At 76.6% G+C, this 17,702-nt stretch carries 19 protein-coding genes and 2 riboswitches; of the genes, 11 read left to right on the top strand and 8 right to left on the bottom strand.

The genetic code is table 11. The annotated features are described in order from the left end of the window. Positions 1-2: 2 nt before the first annotated feature. The 6 genes from VGB14_05385 (at position 3) to gcvT (ending at position 4,304) form a co-directional block, all read left to right on the top strand. Positions 3-923: a MerR family transcriptional regulator gene (locus tag VGB14_05385; protein ID HEX9992342.1), complete on the top strand. Its 921-nt coding sequence runs from the start codon at positions 3-5 to the stop codon at positions 921-923. 23 nt (positions 924-946) lie between these two features. Further along, entirely contained in the window at positions 947-1,513 is a 567-nt protein-coding gene (hpt, locus tag VGB14_05380; GenBank protein ID HEX9992341.1) for a hypoxanthine phosphoribosyltransferase, read from the top strand. An 81-nt stretch (positions 1,514-1,594) separates the two neighbouring features. Continuing rightward, the gene (locus VGB14_05375) at positions 1,595-2,077 is read left to right on the top strand and encodes a bifunctional nuclease family protein (GenBank protein ID HEX9992340.1); all 483 of its coding nucleotides are present in this window, start codon (positions 1,595-1,597) and stop codon (positions 2,075-2,077) included. A gap of 89 nt (positions 2,078-2,166) precedes the next feature. Then, positions 2,167-2,628, top strand: a complete 462-nt coding sequence (locus VGB14_05370; protein ID HEX9992339.1) for a MerR family transcriptional regulator — start codon at positions 2,167-2,169, stop codon at positions 2,626-2,628. Then, positions 2,625-3,089 (top strand): hypothetical protein, encoded by a 465-nt coding sequence (locus VGB14_05365; GenBank protein ID HEX9992338.1) that lies wholly within the window; start codon positions 2,625-2,627, stop codon positions 3,087-3,089. Before VGB14_05370 ends, VGB14_05365 begins: the two co-directional genes overlap by 4 nt. Positions 3,090-3,257: 168 nt before the next feature. After that, positions 3,258-4,304 carry a glycine cleavage system aminomethyltransferase GcvT gene (gcvT, locus tag VGB14_05360; GenBank protein ID HEX9992337.1) on the top strand — a complete coding sequence of 349 codons (1,047 nt, stop codon included), beginning with the start codon at positions 3,258-3,260 and terminating at the stop codon, positions 4,302-4,304. A gap of 7 nt (positions 4,305-4,311) precedes the next feature. On the opposite strand, the gene gcvP is transcribed toward gcvT, so the two are convergent. Further along, positions 4,312-7,206: an aminomethyl-transferring glycine dehydrogenase gene (gcvP, locus tag VGB14_05355; GenBank protein ID HEX9992336.1), complete on the bottom strand. Its 2,895-nt coding sequence runs from the start codon at positions 7,204-7,206 to the stop codon at positions 4,312-4,314. A gap of 74 nt (positions 7,207-7,280) precedes the next feature. After that, positions 7,281-7,377: riboswitch (glycine riboswitch) on the bottom strand. A 38-nt stretch (positions 7,378-7,415) separates the two neighbouring features. On the opposite strand from gcvP, the gene VGB14_05350 reads away from it, so the two are divergent. Beyond that, positions 7,416-7,931 (top strand): hypothetical protein, encoded by a 516-nt coding sequence (locus VGB14_05350; GenBank protein HEX9992335.1) that lies wholly within the window; start codon positions 7,416-7,418, stop codon positions 7,929-7,931. On the opposite strand, the gene VGB14_05345 is transcribed toward VGB14_05350, so the two are convergent. Together VGB14_05345 and VGB14_05340 are read right to left on the bottom strand one after the other, a co-directional pair. Further along, positions 7,918-9,108 carry an LLM class flavin-dependent oxidoreductase gene (locus tag VGB14_05345; protein HEX9992334.1) on the bottom strand — a complete coding sequence of 397 codons (1,191 nt, stop codon included), beginning with the start codon at positions 9,106-9,108 and terminating at the stop codon, positions 7,918-7,920. The genes VGB14_05350 and VGB14_05345 overlap by 14 nt on opposite strands. Before the next feature lie 10 nt (positions 9,109-9,118). Continuing rightward, the gene (locus VGB14_05340) at positions 9,119-9,286 is read right to left on the bottom strand and encodes a hypothetical protein (GenBank protein HEX9992333.1); all 168 of its coding nucleotides are present in this window, start codon (positions 9,284-9,286) and stop codon (positions 9,119-9,121) included. A 19-nt stretch (positions 9,287-9,305) separates the two neighbouring features. Here VGB14_05340 and VGB14_05335 point away from each other — a divergent pair, with 19 nt between their 5' ends. Next, positions 9,306-9,998 carry an endonuclease V gene (locus VGB14_05335; protein HEX9992332.1) on the top strand — a complete coding sequence of 231 codons (693 nt, stop codon included), beginning with the start codon at positions 9,306-9,308 and terminating at the stop codon, positions 9,996-9,998. On the opposite strand, the gene VGB14_05330 is transcribed toward VGB14_05335, so the two are convergent. Next, positions 9,989-11,263 carry a M18 family aminopeptidase gene (locus VGB14_05330; protein ID HEX9992331.1) on the bottom strand — a complete coding sequence of 425 codons (1,275 nt, stop codon included), beginning with the start codon at positions 11,261-11,263 and terminating at the stop codon, positions 9,989-9,991. The genes VGB14_05335 and VGB14_05330 overlap by 10 nt on opposite strands. A 41-nt stretch (positions 11,264-11,304) precedes the next feature. Here VGB14_05330 and VGB14_05325 point away from each other — a divergent pair, with 41 nt between their 5' ends. Continuing rightward, entirely contained in the window at positions 11,305-11,745 is a 441-nt protein-coding gene (locus tag VGB14_05325) for a hypothetical protein (GenBank protein ID HEX9992330.1), read from the top strand. On the opposite strand, the gene VGB14_05320 is transcribed toward VGB14_05325, so the two are convergent. Genes VGB14_05320 through VGB14_05310 form a run of 3 tightly spaced genes read right to left on the bottom strand, consistent with a single transcriptional unit; the run spans position 11,746 to position 15,199 of the window. Beyond that, on the bottom strand, positions 11,746-12,531 hold the full coding sequence (locus tag VGB14_05320; protein ID HEX9992329.1) for an ECF transporter S component: 786 nt from the start codon (positions 12,529-12,531) through the stop codon (positions 11,746-11,748). Then, a complete protein-coding gene (locus tag VGB14_05315) occupies positions 12,528-14,093 on the bottom strand; it encodes an ATP-binding cassette domain-containing protein (protein HEX9992328.1) in 1,566 nt (521 codons plus the stop codon). Before VGB14_05315 ends, VGB14_05320 begins: the two co-directional genes overlap by 4 nt. Then, positions 14,090-15,199 carry a hypothetical protein gene (locus tag VGB14_05310; protein HEX9992327.1) on the bottom strand — a complete coding sequence of 370 codons (1,110 nt, stop codon included), beginning with the start codon at positions 15,197-15,199 and terminating at the stop codon, positions 14,090-14,092. The genes VGB14_05315 and VGB14_05310 overlap by 4 nt, the downstream gene beginning before the upstream one ends. A 42-nt stretch (positions 15,200-15,241) precedes the next feature. Next, positions 15,242-15,378: riboswitch (cobalamin riboswitch) on the top strand. A gap of 41 nt (positions 15,379-15,419) precedes the next feature. On the opposite strand from VGB14_05310, the gene VGB14_05305 reads away from it, so the two are divergent. Next, complete coding sequence (locus VGB14_05305) at positions 15,420-16,475, top strand: prenyltransferase/squalene oxidase repeat-containing protein (protein ID HEX9992326.1); 1,056 nt, start codon at positions 15,420-15,422, stop codon at positions 16,473-16,475. Next, a complete protein-coding gene (locus VGB14_05300) occupies positions 16,460-17,437 on the top strand; it encodes a hypothetical protein (GenBank protein ID HEX9992325.1) in 978 nt (325 codons plus the stop codon). Before VGB14_05305 ends, VGB14_05300 begins: the two co-directional genes overlap by 16 nt. Here the strand turns inward: VGB14_05300 and VGB14_05295 are convergent. Next, positions 17,403-17,702 (bottom strand): hypothetical protein (locus VGB14_05295; protein ID HEX9992324.1); only part of this gene is annotated, 300 nt, incomplete at its 5' end. The genes VGB14_05300 and VGB14_05295 overlap by 35 nt on opposite strands.

Raw genomic sequence — 17,702 nt, 5'->3', positions numbered from 1 at the left:
GGGTGGCCGAGCGCGCGCACCTGTCGATCGGCGAGGTCCTCACCCTCCTCCAGCAGGAGTTCCCGGACGTCACGATCTCGAAGATCCGCTTCCTCGAGAGCCAGGGGCTGCTCGACCCGGAGCGGACCCCGTCGGGCTACCGGAAGTTCTACGACGACGACATCGAGCGCCTGCGGTGGATCCTGCGCCAGCAGCGGGAGCACTTCCTGCCCCTGAAGGTGATCAAGGGGCGCCTGGAGCGGGGCGAGCTCGACGAGCCGCCGCCCGGGCTGGCCGACGGCGTCGAGCCGGGCCCGTCCCTCGACGGCGCCGTGCCCGACGAGGCGGCCGGCGGGCCGGTGGCGGCGGACACCGAGCCGGCGACCGCTCCCGCTCCCGCTTTGGAGGGGGCCGGGCCGGCTGCCGAGGCGCCGGCCGGCGACGCCGACGCCGAACCGGTGGCGGCCGCCGAGGCCGAGGCCGACGAGGCCGTCGCCACCGAGGGCGTCCCCCTCCCGCCGGGGGCCTACGGCGCCAACCCGCTCGACGCCGGGCCCACGTCGGTCAGCCTCAGCCGCGACGAGCTGGCCGCGGCGGCCGGCCTCGAGCCCGAGGCCCTGGCCGAGCTGGAGCGCTTCGGGCTGGTGAGCGGCCGCTCGGTCGGCGGGGTCGTGTCCTACGACGACTCGGCCCTCGTCGTCGCCCGCCTGGCCGCGGCCTTCGCCGGCTACGGCCTCGGCCCCCGTCACCTGCGGATGTACAAGGTGGCCGCCGAGCGGGAGGCCGGCCTGTTCGAGCAGGTCGTCATGCCCCTCGTCAAGCAGCGCAACCCGGTGGCCCGCAGCCAGGCCGTCGACAGCCTGCGCCACCTCGCCGCGCTCGGCCAGTCGCTGCACGCGGCCGTCCTGCGGGACACGCTCCGCCAGTACACGGAGCGGGGCTGAGCGCCCCGCCCGGCCCGGCGCGCGTGCTCGCCGGGCCGGACGAGCTGCGGGCGACGGTCGCCCGGCTCGGCGCGGCCATCTCCGAGGCCCACCCCGAGGGGGTCGTGCTGGTCGGCCTGCTGAAGGGCAGCCTGATCTTCCTCGCCGACCTGGCGAGGGCGCTGACCGTCGACGTCACCGTCGAGTTCCTCGCCGTCACCAGCTACGAGCGGGGGAGCGGGCGGGTGCGCCTCGTGCTCGACCTCGGCGCCGACGTGACCGGCAGGGCCGTCGTCCTCGTCGAGGACGTGGTCGACACCGGCCTCACCCTCGCCTACCTGTTGGCCGAGCTGGAGCGCCGGTCGGCGGCGTCGGTCGAGGTGTGCGCGCTGGCCGACCGCCGGTCCCGCCGCATCGTCCCGGTCCGCGTGGACTGGGTGGGCTTCGAGGTGGGCGACGAGTTCCTCGTCGGCTACGGCGTCGACCACGCCGGGCGCTACCGGAACCTGCGCCTGCTCGCCGCGGCCGACGCGGCCGCCCTCGACGCCGACCCCGACGCCTACGTGTCGTCGCTCTACGGGATGGCACGTGAGGGCCGCTCGCGCGGGTAGAGGGCGGCCCTCGGACGGTAGGGTGCGCCCTGGAGGGCACGGGCGATCGCACGGGAAACGGGGGACGGCATCGTGGTGGAGATGACGCTCGTCGGGGTCCGGGTGGAGCTTCCCGGGAACAACCCCATCGTGCTCCTGCGCGAGGCGTCGGGAGCCAGGCGGCTGCTGCCCATCTTCATCGGCGGTCCCGAGGCGACGGCGATCGCGTTCGCCCTGGAGAACGTCGTCCCGCCCCGGCCGATGACCCACGACCTGCTGAAGCTGCTCCTCGACGACCTCGGCGCCACCGTCGAGCGGGTGGTGGTGACCGAGCTGCGGGACAGCACCTTCTACGCCGAGATCCAGCTGGTGGCGAACGGGCGCAGCCACCAGGTGTCGAGCCGGCCGTCCGACGCCATCGCCCTCGCCGTGCGGGCCGGCACCCCGATCTACGCCAGCGAGGCCGTGCTCGACGAGGCCGCCTACGCCGGCACCACCGACGAGGACGACGAGCCCGAGGAGGAGGTCGTCGAGCAGTTCCGGGAGTTCATCGAGAAGGTGAACCCCGAGGACTTCGGGGCGTAGCCGGTCGTTGACGGCCGGGAGGCGGCGCCCTACGCTTCGCGCCACACCGGTGTAACTACGCCCGTGTGCGACCCAGCCGAGGAGCGCCGATGTCCGAAGACGGGTGGTACAGCGGCCGCAAGGCGGCCGAGATCGTCGGGATCACGTACCGCCAGCTGGACTACTGGGCGAGGACCGACCTCGTGCGACCCTCGCTGGCCGACGCCAACGGCAGCGGCACCCGGCGCCGGTACTCCTACCGGGACCTGCTCGAGCTGAAGGTCATCAAGAACCTGCTCGACGCCGGCATCAAGCTCGAGTCCGTGCGGGAGGTGTTCGCCTACCTGCGCGAGCAGCTGGGGGAGGACGTCGCCGCCGCCCAGCTCGTGATCAGCGGCAACACCGTCGTGCTGGCCCGGACCGGCGAGGAGCTGGTCGACGCCGTCCGCAAGGGCCAGGGCGTGCTCAACGTGCTGCCCATGTCCGGGGTGGTCGAGGAGGTCGACGCCGCCATCGTGGAGTTGCGCCCCCCGGCCGGCGGGGCCCCTGACCGGGCCGCCGCCGGCGGATGACGCCGAGCGCGGCCGACCCCGGGGGAGCGCCCCACCAGCGGGGCCGGTTCGCGCACGAGTCGGAGCGGCAGTTCGCCCAGCTGCTCGACTTCTACGGGATCGCCTGGGAGTACGAGCCCCGCACGTTCGTGCTGGACGCCGACGACGAGGGCCGCCCGCTCCAGGCCTTCAGCCCGGACTTCTACCTGCCGGCCTACGACCTCTACATCGAGATCACCACGCTCAACCAGAAGCTGGTGACGAAGAAGAACCGCAAGGTCCGGCTGCTGCGGGAGCGCCACCCCGAGGTCAACGTGAAGGTGCTGTACCAGCGGGACTACCTGCGGCTGCTGGTGAAGTACGGCCTGGCCGAGCCGGACGCGGCCGCCGCCGACGACGCCGGGGACGAGGCCGAGGTGCCGGCCGAGCCGATGTTCGCCCACGGCGGCCTGCTCGGCCCCGGCGCGCGCCGCGCCGGCTGACCCGGCGGCGGCGGCCCGGCTGCCGGCGTGCGGCTGCTGCCGGGCGGGCGGCGTCGGCGAGCGCCGCGGCGACTGACCCGGCTGGAGAGCGGCGGACCGGCTGCCGGCGTGCGGCGCTGAGCGCGGCGCCGGCTGACCGAGTGGCGACGCGCGCCTAGCGTTGGCCGGGTGACCCTGCGCCACTCGCCGCTCGACGCCGCCCACCGCGCCCTCGGCGCCCGCATGGTCCCCTTCGGCGGCTGGGAGATGCCCCTCGCCTACCGCGAGGGGACCCTCGCCGAGCACCGGGCGTGCCGGGCGTCGGCGGTCGCCTTCGACGTCAGCCACCTCGGCACCGTGCGGGTCACCGGCCCCGACGGCTTCGACCGCCTCCAGCGGGCCCTCACCAACGACCTCGGCAAGGTCGCCCCCGGCCGGGCCCAGTACACCCACCTCTGCGACGAGGACGGGTCGGTGCTCGACGACATCATCGTCTGGTGGGTCGACGACGAGCGCTTCGACGTCATGCCCAACGCCTCCAACACCGACCGGGTGGTCGACGCCATCGGCGGCGAGGACGTGACCGCCGGGCGGGCCGTCGTCGCCGTGCAGGGGCCGGCCGCCCGCGAGCGGGTGGCGGCGGTGGCGCCCGAGGCGGCCGACGTGCCCCGCTTCGGCGTGCGGGCCTTCACCTGGGACGGGGTCGAGTGCCTGGTCGCCGGCACCGGCTACACCGGGGAGGACGGCGTCGAGTTCGCCGTCCCGGCCGACGCCGCCCCCCGCTTCTGGGACGCCATCCTGGCCGCCGGCGTGCCGCCCGCCGGCCTCGGCGCCCGGGACACCCTGCGCCTCGAGGCCGGCCTGCCCCTCCACGGGCACGAGCTCGGGCCGGGCATCACCCCGCTCCAGGCCGGGCTCGGCTGGGTGGTGAGCTGGACCAAGGGCGACTTCCGGGGCCGGGACGCGCTGGTCGCGGAGAAGGAGCGCGGGGTCGCCCGCCGGCTCAGGGGCCTGGTCGTCGACGGCCGCCGCCCGCCCCGCGACGGCAACGAGGTGCTGGCCGGCGACGAGGCCGTCGGCGTGGTCACCAGCGGCAACTTCTCCCCGGTGCTCGAGCGGGGGATCGGCCTCGCCTTCCTCCGCCCGGACGTGGAGCCCGGGGCGAAGGTGGAGGTCGACGTCCGCGGCTCCCGCCTCGCCGCGGAGGTCGTGAAGCCCCCGTTCCTCGCCCGCTGAGGCTGGCTCAGTCCTCCCAGGCCGCGGTCGAGGGACAGGAGCACATGAGGTTGCGGTCGCCGTAGCCCTGGTCGATCCGGCGGACCGGCGACCACCACTTCGCCGCCCGCAGCCCGGGCGCCGGGTAGGCGGCCTCGGACCGGGTGTAGGCGTGGTCCCACTCGTCGGCCGTCACCATGGCGGCCGTGTGCGGCGCGTGGTGGAGCGGGTTGTCCTCCCTCGGCCACTCGCCGCTGCCGACCCGGTCGATCTCCTGGCGGATGGCGATCATCGCGTCGCAGAACCGGTCGAGCTCGGCCAGGTCCTCGGACTCGGTGGGCTCGACCATCAGGGTCCCGGCCACCGGGAACGACATCGTCGGGGCGTGGAAGCCGTAGTCGATCAGCCGCTTGGCCACGTCCTCCACCGACACGCCGGTCTCCTTCGTGACCCGGCGCAGGTCGACGATGCACTCGTGGGCCACCAGCCCGTTGCGGCCGGTGTAGAGGATCGGGAAGTGGGGCCCGAGGCGGCGGGCGACGTAGTTGGCGTTGAGGATGGCGACCTCGGTGGCCAGGCGGAGGCCGTCGGGGCCCATCAGCCGGATGTAGGCCCAGGAGATCGGCAGGATGCCGGCCGAGCCCCACGGCGCGGCGGCGATGGCGCCGACCCCGGTCGCCGGGCCGGCCTCCGGTCGCAGCGGCGAGGTGGGCAGGAACGGGGCCAGGTGCTCGCGGACGGCCACCGGGCCGACCCCCGGCCCGCCGCCGCCGTGGGGGATGCAGAACGTCTTGTGGAGGTTGAGGTGGGAGACGTCGGCCCCGAAGCGGCCGGGCCGGGCGAGGCCGACCATGGCGTTGAGGTTGGCGCCGTCCAGGTACACCTGCCCGCCGGCCTCGTGGACGAGGTCGCAGATCTCGGTGATGGTGGCCTCGAACACGCCGTGGGTCGACGGGTAGGTGACCATCAGCGCGGCCAGCCGCTCGCCGTGCTCGGCCAGCTTGGCCCGCAGGTCCTCGACGTCGACGTTGCCCCGCTCGTCGCACTTCACGACCACGACCCGCATCCCGGCCATGGCGGCCGAGGCGGCGTTCGTGCCGTGGGCCGACGACGGGATCAGGCAGACGGTCCGGTCCTCGTCGCCCCGGCTGCGGTGCCAGGCCCGGATGGCGAGCAGCCCGGCCAGCTCGCCCTGCGACCCGGCGTTGGGCTGGACCGACACGGTGTGGTAGCCGGTGATCTCGGCCAGGTCCCGCTCCAGCTCGGCGATCAGCTGGCGGTAGCCGGCGGCGGCGTCGAGGGGCACGAACGGGTGGAGGTCGGCGAAGCCCGGGTAGCTGACCGGCTCCATCTCGGCCGTGGCGTTGAGCTTCATCGTGCACGACCCGAGCGGGATCATCGACCGGTCGAGGGCGACGTCCCGGTCGGACAGGCGGCGCAGGTAGCGCAGCATCGACGTCTCCGACCGGTGGTCGGCGAACACGGGGTGGGTGAGGAACGCCGACGTGCGCCGCAGGTCATCGGGGATGGCGTCCTGGGCGGCGCCGTCGACCTCGCCGACCGACGCCTCGACGCCGAACGCGGCCCACACGGCGGCGACGTGGTCGGGGGTGGTGAGCTCGTCGCAGGCCACGCCGACCGAGTCGGCGTCCACGACCCGGAGCGCGATGCCCCGGCGGGCGGCCTCGGCCGCCACCTCGGCGGCCCGGCCCGGCACCTCTGCGGTCACCGTGTCGAAGAAGGCCGTCGTCCGCACGGTGACCCCGCCCTGGCGCAGGCCCTCGGCCAGCACGGCGGCCAGGCGGGCCACCCGGGAGGCGATGGCCGTCAGCCCCTCGGGCCCGTGCCACACGGCGTACATCGAGGCGACGACGGCCAGCAGCACCTGCGCGGTGCAGATGTTCGAGGTCGCCTTCTCCCGGCGGATGTGCTGCTCGCGGGTCTGGAGGGCGAGGCGAAGGGCGGGGTGGCCGTCGGCGTCGATCGACACGCCGACCAGCCGGCCGGGGAGCGACCGCTGGAGGCCGTCGCGGACCGCCATGTAGCCCGCGTGCGGGCCGCCGTAGAACAGCGGGACGCCGAAGCGCTGGGTGGTGCCGACCACGATGTCCGCGCCCTGCTCGCCCGGCGGGCGGAGCAGGCACAGCGACAGCAGGTCGGCGGCCACGGCGACCACCGCGCCGCGCTCGTGGAGGGCGGCGATGACCGGCTCGGCGTCGCGGACCTGGCCGCTCGACCCCGGCACCTGGAGGAGGGCGCCGAACAGGTCGCCGTCGGGCAGGCCCGACCACGGGTCGGCCACGACCACGTCGATCCCGAGCGGCTCGGCCCTCGTCCGCACCACGTCGATCGTCTGGGGGTGGCAGTCGGGGTCGACGAGGAAGGCGCCCGGCCCCTTCGCCACCCGCCGGCACAGGGCCATGGCCTCGGCCGCCGCCGTCGCCTCGTCGAGCAGGGAGGCGTTGGCGACGCTCAGCCCGGCCAGGTCGGCGACCATCGTCTGGAAGTTCAGGAGCGCCTCGAGCCGGCCCTGGGAGATCTCCGGCTGGTAGGGCGTGTAGGCGGTGTACCAGGTGGGGTCCTCGAGGACGTTGCGGCGCACGACGGGCGGGGTGACCGTGCCCGAGTAGCCGAGGCCGATCATCGGCGTCAGCACCGTGTTCCGGCCGGCCAGCTCCCGCAGCTCGGCGAGCACCTCGGCCTCGGTCCGGGCGGCGGGGAGGTCGAGCTCGTCGTCGCGGATCGTGTCGGGGATGGCGTCGCGGACGAGCTCGTCGAGCGAGCCGTAGCCGACGACGGCCAGCATCTTGGCCACGTCGTCGGGCGACGGGCCGATGTGGCGGTCGGCGAAGGGGACGGAGCCGGTCAGGCGGGACAGCGGCGGTCGGTGGTCGTCGGCCGGGGTCGGGCGGTCGGCGGTCATCCGGTGCCTCCTCGGGTCGGGCGGCGCGGTCGGTCGCTTCCCCCTCTGTCCGCGGTGCCCGCGTTCCAGAGTCGCCTCGACCGTCGGTCCTGTGGCCTGAGAGGTTCCGGGGAGTGTTGCCCCTTCGGCGCTTCCGCACTGGTCGTGCGGCGGCTCTCCCGCCGGCGTCGTCGGCGCCCGCCACCCTACCAGCGGTACCGTCCGGGACCGTGCCCCGGTCGACCGCCGCCGCCCTCGCCGTCGCCCTGGTGATGGTCATCGGCGCCGCCGCCGTGCGGGCCTCGTGGGACGCCGACGACGGCGACGACGGCGGGGTGGCGGCCACCGTGACGACGACGGTCGCCGAGACGACGGCGCCGACGACCACGCCCGCGACCCCGACGAGCGAGGGTGGCGGGGTGACGTTCACGGTGACGGCCGTCCCCGCGTCGACGACGACCACGGCCCCGGCCGCATCGGTGGGGCTGCCGCCGTCGCTCGCCGTCCCCGGCCCGGACGTGATCACGCTGTCCGGCGAGTCCACCTGGTCGCTGGCCTTCACCGTCACCGGCGTGCCCGAGGCCGACGTCGTCGCCTGGGTCAGGGCCGAGCTGGCCGCCGACGGGTGGCAGGTCGAGGACGCCGCGCCCGGGATCGTGCGCTTCACCGGGCCGAACGCCGCGGGCGTGGCCCTCGTCAGCGGCGACGACCCGGTGGCCGTCGCCGTCCAGCTCAGCGCTCCGTAGCCTCGCCCTCCCGCTCCGCGTGGTGGCGCTGGATGGCGGTCATGATCGCCGCGCCGGCGGCGGCGATGAACGCCGGCCGGTTCTCGGCCGCCCAGTCCCTCGACGCGGTCAGGCTCGTCGCGCTGCCCTGGAACGCCGGCATCACCTCCCGGGCGAGCAGCTCGTAGGACCGCAGGGTGGCCGCCCGGTCGGCCCACTCGTGGGCCATCACCAGGTAGGTGCCGAACCCGCCCGACTGGTCGATCAGGCGCCGGATCTGGGCGACGGCGTCGTCGGGGGTGCCGATGACGGCGAGGCCGCTCGCGTTGACGGCGTCGGCGAGGACGGTGGCGTCGCCGCTCTCGGGCGCGAGGGGGAGGGCGGCCACCCGCCGGAAGTAGTCGACCCAGTCGGCCAGGCCGAACTCGACGTCCCGGTAGGCCTGCTCCTTCGTGTCGGCCAGGTGCACGGGCCCGACGAGGCGCCAGGTCCGCCGGTCGGGGGCGTGCCCGAAGCGGGCGGCCCGCTCCTCGACCACCCCCCAGTGGGCGCCGAGCACGTCGAAGCCCCCCTCGGTGGTCGCCCCGAGCGACAGCAGCGAGCAGCCGAAGCGGCCGGCGGCCCGGGGCCCGGCCGGCGACACCTGGGCGGCCACCGCCACCTCGGGGTGCGGGTGGGTGTAGGGCCGGAGCTGGAGGCGGGCGTCGCGGAGGGTGAACCAGTCCGTCTCGTAGGTGACCGGCTCCTCGCTGCGGAACAGCAGCAGGATCGCCTCGAGGGCCTCCTCCATCATGTCCCGCTGCCGTTGCGGGTCGATGCCCATCATGAACGCGTCCGAAGGGAGGGCCCCGGGGCCGACGCCGAACATCACCCGGCCGCGGGTGAGGTGGTCGAGCAGGACGATCCGGTCGGCCTGGACGAGCGGGTGGTGGTAGGGGAGCGAGCTGACCCCGGTGCCGAGGCGCAGGTGGCGGGTGCGCTCGGCGGCGACGGCCAGGAACACCTCGGGCGAGGCGATGATCTCGTAGCCCGCCGAGTGGTGCTCGCCCACCCAGGCCTCGTCGAAGCCCAGCCGGTCCAGGTGGACCAGCAGCTCGAGGTCGCGCTCGAGGGCGAGGGTCGGGTTCTGGCCGACGGGGTGGAACGGGGCGAGGAAGACGCCGAAGCGCAGCGGCCAGTCCACGGCCGGCAGGGGCACGCCGGGCCGCTCAGGCGCCGGCGTCGGGCTCCCTGTCCTCGTCGAGCGCCCGGTTCACCTGCTCGGTGATGGACTCGACCTGCTCCTCGATCTCCTCGCGAGCCTGCTCGAACTCCGCCTCGGCGGCCTCGTTGGCCCGCTGCACGTCGTCGGCGCCCACGCCCTCGGTGTCGCTCATGGCTGGCACCCTACCCATGGTGGGGAACTGGCCCGCTTCCCGCGAGGCGCTCGTCGCCGAGCAGGCCGCGCTGGGGGCCGAGCGGGGCCGGCCGCCGCCGGACCGCCCGTCGGCCGTCGCCGGCTGCTTCGTGTGCTTCGACGGGGACGACGCCGCCTGGGCGGCGGCCGCCGTCGTCGGGGGCGGCGAGCCGGCCGTCGTCGTCGTCGCCGGCCGGGCCGGCTGGCCCTACGAGCCGGGCCTGCTCGCCCTCCGGGAGGGCCCGCTGCTCGAGGCGGCGGTCCTGGCCCTGCCCCGCCGACCCGACCTGCTGCTCGTCAACGCCACCGGGCGGGACCACCCCCGCCGGTGCGGCCTGGCCGTCCACCTCGGCGCCGTGCTCGGCCTGCCGACGGTCGGCGTCAACCACCGGCCGCTGCTCGCGGCGGGGGCCGAGCCGGGGCCGGCCAGGGGCGACACCAGCCCGCTCCTCCTCGACGGCGAGGAGGTCGGGCGGTGGGTCAGGACGCGGCCGGGGCACCGCCCGCTGGCGGCGACGGCGGGATGGGGCACGACCCCAGGGGACGCGGCGGCCGCCGTCCTGGCCGCGGCGTCGGCCCGGCGCACGCCCGAGCCGGTGGCGCTGGCCCGCACCGCGGCCCGCACGGCGAGGGCTCGACGTGAACCTCGACCTCCCGTCGACGTGGAGGTCGAGGTCGACGGTCAGGGTTGACCGAGGAAGGCGGTGAGCGCCCGGACGAGGTGCTCGGGGTCCTCGGCGCCGCCGAGCTCCCTGGCCGAGTGCATGCCGAGCTGGGGGGCGCCCACGTCGACCACCGAGACGCCGGCCCGGGCCGCGGCGAGCGGGCCGATCGTCGACCCGCACGGCAGGTCCGTGCGGTTGACGTAGCGCTGGTAGGGCACGCCGGCCCGCTCGCAGGCGAGGACGAACCGCCCGTGGGTCTCGGCGTCGGTGGCGTAGCGCTGGTTGGCGTTCAGCTTCACGACCGGCCCGCCGTTCAGGGCGACCTGGTGGGACGGCTCGTGGCGCTCCGCGTAGTTCGGGTGGGTGGCGTGGGCCATGTCGGCCGACACCAGCACCGAGCGGGACAGGGCGGCGAGCACGTCGTCCCTCGTCCCGCCCCTCGCCAGCACCGACCGCTCGATCGCCGCCGGGAGCAGGGTGCCGTCGGCGCCCGTCGAGGTGGTGCTGCCCACCTCCTCGTGGTCGAACAGGCAGACGAGCAGGGGGGCGTCCTCCGTCGCAGGAGCGGCGGCGGCGAGCGCGGTGACCGCGCAGAAGCAGGAGCACAGGTTGTCGAGCCGGGGCGCGCTGACCAGCTCCTCGTCCGGGCCGACCAGCGCCGCGGGCACGGTGTCGTGGAACATGACGTCCCAGGCGAGGACGTCGTCGACCCCGACGCCGACCTCCTTGGCGAGGAAGGCGGCGAACGCCCCCTCCTCGGGCCGGCCGAGGCCCCAGACCGGCGACAGGTGGAGCTGGCGGTCGAGGACGAGGCCCCGCTCGGTCACCTCCCGGTCGAGGTGGATGGCGAGCTGGGGGAGGCGGGCGACGGGCCGGTCCACCTTCACGAGCCGGGTCTCGGCGCCCCGCTCCGTGCGCACCGACACCCGGCCCGACAGGCCGAGGTCCCGGTCCAGCCAGGAGTTGAGCAGCGGCGACCCGTACACCTCGACGCCGAGCTGGCGGAAGCCGGCCCGGCCGGTGTCGGGGCGGGGCTTGACCCGCAGGTTCGGGCTGTCGGTGTGCGCGCCGACCATGCGGAACCCGGCGTCGGGCGGGCACCCCTCGGGCACGTGGACGGCGACGAGGCTCCCGCCCCGGACGGCGACGGCCGACCCGGCGCCCGGCCACCGGTCGCCCGGCTCCAGGCGGGCGAAGCCGGCGCCCTCCAGGACGGCGGCCGCCTCGGCGGCGGCGTGGTAGGGCGACGGGGCGGCGTCGATGAACGCGCACAGCCGGCGGCTCGTGGTCATCCCGTCATGATCGCAGCGGCGGGGGGTAACGACGCCCGCCCATGGGACGCGCGGACGACCACGACCGCCCGCCCGGTGTCGACGACGACACGGTCGCCGCCACCGGGAAGCTGAGCGAGGCGCTCGAGTGGGTGGAGCGGGCCAGGGGCCGGCTCTACGACTTCCACCAGATGATGGGCCGGGCCGACTTCCTCGTCGACGACGCCGCCGACCTGCTGGAGAAGGCCGGGCACGCGGAGGACGCCGACCGGCTGCGCACGACGCTGGTCGGCCGCAACGTGCTCGACGGCCGGTGGACGTTCCAGATCATCGAGGAGTTCGACGACGGCTACTGGTCCCCGTTCCGCGAGGAGGAGCGCCGGGTCCGGGAGGCGCTCGTCGGCGGGCGCCGGCACCTGTTCGAGTCCGAGATGAAGGAGCGCCGCCGCACCCACGGCCAGCCCCGGCACGAGTCCCGCCCCCTCGACGCCGGCGAGGGGTAGTCAGGCGGCGACGAGCTCGACCACCGGGTCGAGGCGGCCGCCGACCCGGCGCAGGGTGCGCAGCACCGCCCGGCCGGTGGCGGCGACGAGCACGGCGTTGGCCAGCGCCCCGGCCGCGTCCCACCCGAACGAGGTGGCGACGTAGAACGCGTGGTACCGGTCGAGGGTCTCGGCCAGAGAGAGGCCCGGCTCCCACGACAGGGCCCCGCCGTCCCGGACGAACGGCCAGAACCACAGGTTCATCACCGCGCCGTAGAGGAACCCCCAGGCCCAGGAATAGGCGGCCAGCACGGCGACCTCGGCCCCGGCCGGCAACCGCCCGGTGGCCCGCCCCACCAGCCCGGCGCCGGCGCCCATCCAGGCGAGGGCCAGCATCTGGAACGGCAGCCACGGGCCGATCCCGCCGGTGGCCACGGCTCCGACCGCCATCCCGCACAGCCCGAGGAGCAGCCCGAAGCGGGGGCCGAAGGCGGCGCCGGCCAGCACGACGATGAAGAAGATGCCGTTGCCGCCGCCCGGCAGGTCGAGGAGGCGGAGCAGGGCGGCCACCGCCGACAGCACGCCGAGGACGGCGACCGTGGCCCCGGTCATCGTCCCCCTCCGCACCTCGACGGCGACGGCGGTGACGACCAGCGCGCCGACCAGGGCGGCGACCAGCGGCGCGTCGCCCGCATGGGCCTCGGACGGCAGGGCCTCGGCCGGCAGCCAGAACGGGTAGAGGAAGGCGGCCGCCCCGACGAGCGCCACGAGCACGTACACGGCGACGGGCCGCGCCTTCGCGATCACGCCCTCGCCCCCTCGAGCGCGGCGGCCACCTCGGGGACGGTCAGGTACGGCGGCAGCACGCGGAGGACCTGGGGCGCGAACAGCGAGCCGGACAGCACGGCCCGGGCCTCGCCCGACGCCACCACCTCGCCGTCGCCGAGCACGACCGCCCTGGTCGCCGCCCTCGCCGCCAGCTCGACGTCGTGGGTGGCGAGGACGACGCCGCCCCCGGTGGCGGCGTGGCGGGCCATGGCCGCCTCCAGCGCGGCGCGGGAGGCGGCGTCCATGCCCCTCGTCGGCTCGTCGAGCAGCAGGACGGCCGCCCCGCCGACGGCCACGGCGGCGACGGCCACCCGCTGGCGCTCGCCGCCCGACAGGCTCCTCGGGTGGCGCCCGGCGACGCCGCTCAGCCGGAGAGCGTCGAGCCATCGGTCCACCTCGCCGCCGTCGGGCCGGCCGAGAAGGCGCAGCGTCTCGGCCAGCTCCGCCCGGACGGTGGGGGAGAACAGCAGGGCGCCCGGGTCCTGGGGGACGTAGGCGACCCGGCCGCCGGCCGTCACCCGGCCGGCGTCGGGGCGGAGCAGCCCGGCGAGGGCCCGCAGCAGGGTGGTCTTGCCGGCGCCGTTGCGGCCGAGCAGCGCGACGACCTCGCCCTCGGCCACGGCCAGGTCGACCCCGGACAGGACGGTGCGGTGGCCCCGCCGCACGGCCAGGCCGGTGGCGGTGACGAGCGGCCCGCCCGGCGGGGGGCGGGCGGGGACCGGCGGCGCCGGCGGGAGGTCGGGCCGGCCGGCGGCGGCGACGGCCGCCCTCGCCTGGCGGACGGTGAGCGGCGGCGGGTCCCAGCCGAGCAGGCGGCCGAGGTGGGTGACCGGAGGGGCGCCCTCGTAGCCGGCCACGACGGCCGCCGTCGGGCCGGGCGCCGCCACCCGGCCGTCCCGCACGACGACGGCGCGGTCGGCCATCGGCGCCGCCCGCTCCAGCCGGTGCTCGGCGAGGACCACGGTCGTGCCGAGGTCGGCGTTCAGGCGGGCGAGGGCGGCGAGGACGTCCTCCGCACCCTGGGGGTCGAGCTGCGACGTCGGCTCGTCGAGCACCAGCGCGGCGGGCGCGGCGGCCAGCGCGCCGGCGATGGCGGCCCGCTGGCGCTCGCCGCCGGACAGGGTGGCGGGGGAGCGGTCCCGCAGGTGGGCGATGCCGAGCGCGTCGAGCACCTCCTCGACCCGCCGGCGCATGGCCGCCGCGTCGGTGCCGAGGTTCTCGAGGGCGAAGGCGACGTCGGCCTCCACCCGGTCCACCACGAACTGGGCCTCAGGGTCCTGGTGGACGAAGCCGACGACGTCGGCCAGGTCGCGGGGGCGGTGGTCCCTCGTCGAGCGGCCGAAGGCGACGACCTCGCCCCGCCACCGGCCGCCGGTCGAGTGGGGCACGAGCCCGTTGGCGCAGCGCAGGAGCGTGCTCTTGCCCGACCCGGACGGCCCGACCACGAGGAGGACCTCGCCGGCCGCCACCTCGAGGTCGACCCCGTCGAGCACCGGGTCGCCGCCGGGGTAGGCGACGGCCACGTCCCGCCAGGCGATCACCGTCCCGCCCCGGTGAGGACGAGGGGGTCGGCGGCCGGCGTCGCCGCGGGGGCGGGGGCGAGGACGGCCGGGGCGGCGAGCACGGCGACGGCCAGCGCGGCCAGCGGGTCGAAGCCGGGGAACGCGAGCGAGGCCGCCTCCCAGGTGAGCGTGTCGTCGCCGGCCAGGGACAGCACGAACAGCGCGGCGGGGGCGGAGAGGGCGACGGCGCCGACCAGCCAGTCGCGCCGGGTCGCCCGCCGGGGCCGGTGGCGGGTCCGCCGGCTGGCGGCCGACGAGGCGGCGACGGCGCCGACCACCGCCGCCGTGCCGGCCACCCCGAGCACGAGGGCGACGCCGCCGGCCCGGCCCACGAGGGCGACGAAGGCGCCGCCGAGGGACAGCAGCGCGCCGAGCCCGAGCCACCCGGCCAGCCGCTCCGACGGGCCGGCCGGCAGGCGGGCGAAACCCCTGGCGTCCATGGACTCGGCCAGGCCGACGGCCCGCTCGAGGCCGGACTCGAGCACGGGGACCACCAGGCGGACGAGGCGGCCCCGGCGCACCACCGTCCCCCCGGTCCTCGCCCGGTCGGCCTCCCGCACGGCGGCGACGGCGGCGAGGGTGGCGGGCAGCACGGTGAGGGCGACGGTCACCACGAGCCCGGCCTCGTGGAAGGCCCGGGGCGCCGACCGGGCGAGCTCGTCGTGGGCGGCGACGGCGTTGAAGGCCCCGAAGGCGGCGAGGACGCCGACGATGGCGAGGCTCTCGGCGCCCGCCTGGAGCAGGACGGGCAGCTCGACCGTCCCGCCCACCGTGAACCCGCCGAGCACCCGGGGGAGGGTGGCCTCGGGCAGGGTGACCAGCACGTCGGGCCCGCCGTGGGTCGTCAGCACGGTGAGCACCACCCGCAGGAGGCCGAACGTGGCGCCGAGGCCGACGAGCAGCGGGAAGGCCCGGGCCAGCGGCCGGCCGCCGCCGTGGACCTCCACGACCAGGGCGCAGACGGCCACGACGAGGAGCACGTAGAGCGGGTTGGGGGCGACCTCGACGGCCAGGGCGGCGGCGACCGCCCACACCAGCCAGGTGACGGCGTGCAGCGAGGGGGCGGCGGTTCCGGACGGGGTCACGGCTCGGGAGAGGGTACGCTCTGGCCGGCGCTGGTCGCCCACGACCCGGACGTCGTGGGCGGTGCCTCCCCACCACGGGGGCAAGCACGGGGGAAGCCGGTGAGAGTCCGGCGCTGACCCGCAACTGTGAGCGGCTTCGGCCGCGAGCCAGGATGCCCGCCACCGCCGATCACCGAACCGACCATGGCCCTCGTGGAACGGGGCCGACGGAGGATCCGCGATGCGTCATCGCCTCGTGCTGGGTGCGCTCGTCGGCGCGCTCGCGCTCCCGTCCATCGTCGCCGTCGCGCCCGCCGGCGCCGCCGACCCCGCCTCGGAGCGGGTGGCGGGGCGGGCCGTCCGGTGGCTCGACACGGTCCAGCAGCCCGACGGCAGCTTCGAGCTCGCCGGCTTCCCGGGCTTCGAGACCCCCGCCGCCGTCCTCGCCATCGCCGAGTGGGGCCAGGCCGACGGCACCTGGTCGACCGACGAGGCCAGGGCCGCCGTCCGCCGGGTCCGGGAGGACGGCCACAACTCGCTGGAGGCCCTCGACGACCTCGCCGACGGGGAGTTCGGCGCCCTGTCCGCGGGGCAGGCGGCCAAGCTGATCGTCCTCGACGTCGTGCCCCTCGGCCTCGACCCGACCGCGTTCGACCCCGAGCGGGACGGCGCCACCGACCTCGTCGCCGTGGTCCTCGCCGGCCGCCGCCCGGACGGGTCGTTCGGCGCCTTCAACGCCACCCTGTACGCGGCGCTCGCCTACTCGGTGCTCGGCCGGCCGGTGCCGTCGTCGACCCGGCAGCTGATCGTCTCGTCCCAGCAGGCCAACGGGGGCTGGGACTTCGCCGGCGACCCGTCGGGGGCGGAGGTCGACGTCGACACCACCGGCCTCGCCCTCCAGGCGCTCGTCGCCGCGGGGATGGGGCCGGGGACGACACCGGTGCGCCGCGGCCTCGCCTTCCTCGCCCGCACCCAGAACGCCGACGGGTCCTGGCCGTCCCTGTTCGAGCCGAAGGACCCGAACGCCACCGCCGTCGCCGTCCTCGCCGTCACCGCCGCCGGCGGCGACGTGAACGGGCCGTGCTGGCGGGACCAGGTGGCGCCCGAGCTGGCCGGCCAGCCGTACGGCGACCCGGACGCCTGGCTGCGCTCGCAGCAGGCCGCCGACGGGCACATCGCCAGCCCCAACGACGAGTTCGGGGTGAACACGTTCGCCACGTCCCAGACGGTGCAGGCGCTGCTGCGGTCGTGGCTGCCGGTCGAGCGGGCGGGGCTGCAGCCGTGCCCCGCCGCCTGACCCCCGGCCGCCTGGCCGTCGTCGCCCTCGGGCTGGGGCTGGCCGCCGCGTCGGCGGCGGCCGCCCCGGCGCCGGCCGGCCCGGCCGTCACGGCGGCGAACCAGGCGCTGGTGATCGTCGAGACCGGCAGCGAGCGGTTCGAGACCTACGTGTCGTTCACGGCCGAGTCGATCAGCGGGCTCGAGGCGCTCGAGCTGGCCGGGATGGACCCGGTGGCCAGGACCTTCGGGGCCAACGGGTACGCCGTCTGCGCGCTGTGCGGGCGGGGGTGCCCGGCCGACGGCAGCTGCCTGACCTGCGACGCGCCCAACTACTGGGCCTACTGGCGAGACGCCGCCGGCGGCGGCGACGGGTTCGTGTACTCGGGGAGCGGGGCCGGCTCGGCCCGCGTCGGCAACGGCGACGTCGAGGGGTGGCGCTGGGGGACCGGCTCGGCGCCGGCCTGGGAGCCGTTCTCGCCGCCACCGCCGCCTCCGCCGTCGACGACGACGACGGCCGCCCCGACGACGACGAGCACGGCGGCGCCGCCGCCCTCCTCGGCGCCGGCGACGACGGCCCCGCCCCGCACGACGACCACCGCCGCGGCCGGTGGGGCACCCTCGACCTCGACCTCGACGTCGACCTCCACCTCAGGTTCGGGGACCGGCGGCTCGACGACGTCGGCGACCGCCGCCGGCTCGTCGTCGTCCTCCTCGTCCGTCCTCGCCGGGGCCGGGTCGTCGACCACGGCGGCGGGCGCCGGGGGCGGCCGCTACGAGTCGACGTCGGACGGGTCGGGGCCGGCCGTGGCGCCGTCGGTGGACGGCTCCGAGGTGGCGGCCGTCGACGCCCCGACCGTCGACGGCGGCGGCTCGGCCGGGAGCGCCCTGCGGTCGCTGCTGCTGTTCGCCGCCGTCCTCGGCGTGATCGGGGCGGCGATCGTCCGGGTCAGGCTGACGCGGCGGGCGGCGGCCGGTCGCTGACCGCGGCCCGGGCCCGGCGGGAGCTGCGCACGACGAGCACGACGATGGCGGCGAGGCCGGCGAGGGTCAGGACGAAGACGAGGCCCTGCGCCCACCCGCCCCGGTCGCCGGCGTCCTCGGGCGGCGCGCCCGAGTTCGGCCGGGGGACGGCGCCCGTCGCGCCCGGGTCGATCGTCGTCGTGCTCGACGCCGGCTGCCCGGCCGCCGGCGACGCGACGGCGACGGGCACGGCGGCCAGCACGACGAGCACCACGGCGACCAGGCG

The sequence above is a fragment of the Acidimicrobiales bacterium genome, from assembly GCA_036399815.1.
GTDB lineage: Bacteria > Actinomycetota > Acidimicrobiia > Acidimicrobiales > DASWMK01 > DASWMK01.
Note: the sequence above shows the minus strand (reverse complement) of the source record. Positions and strands in the feature narration are given on the sequence as shown.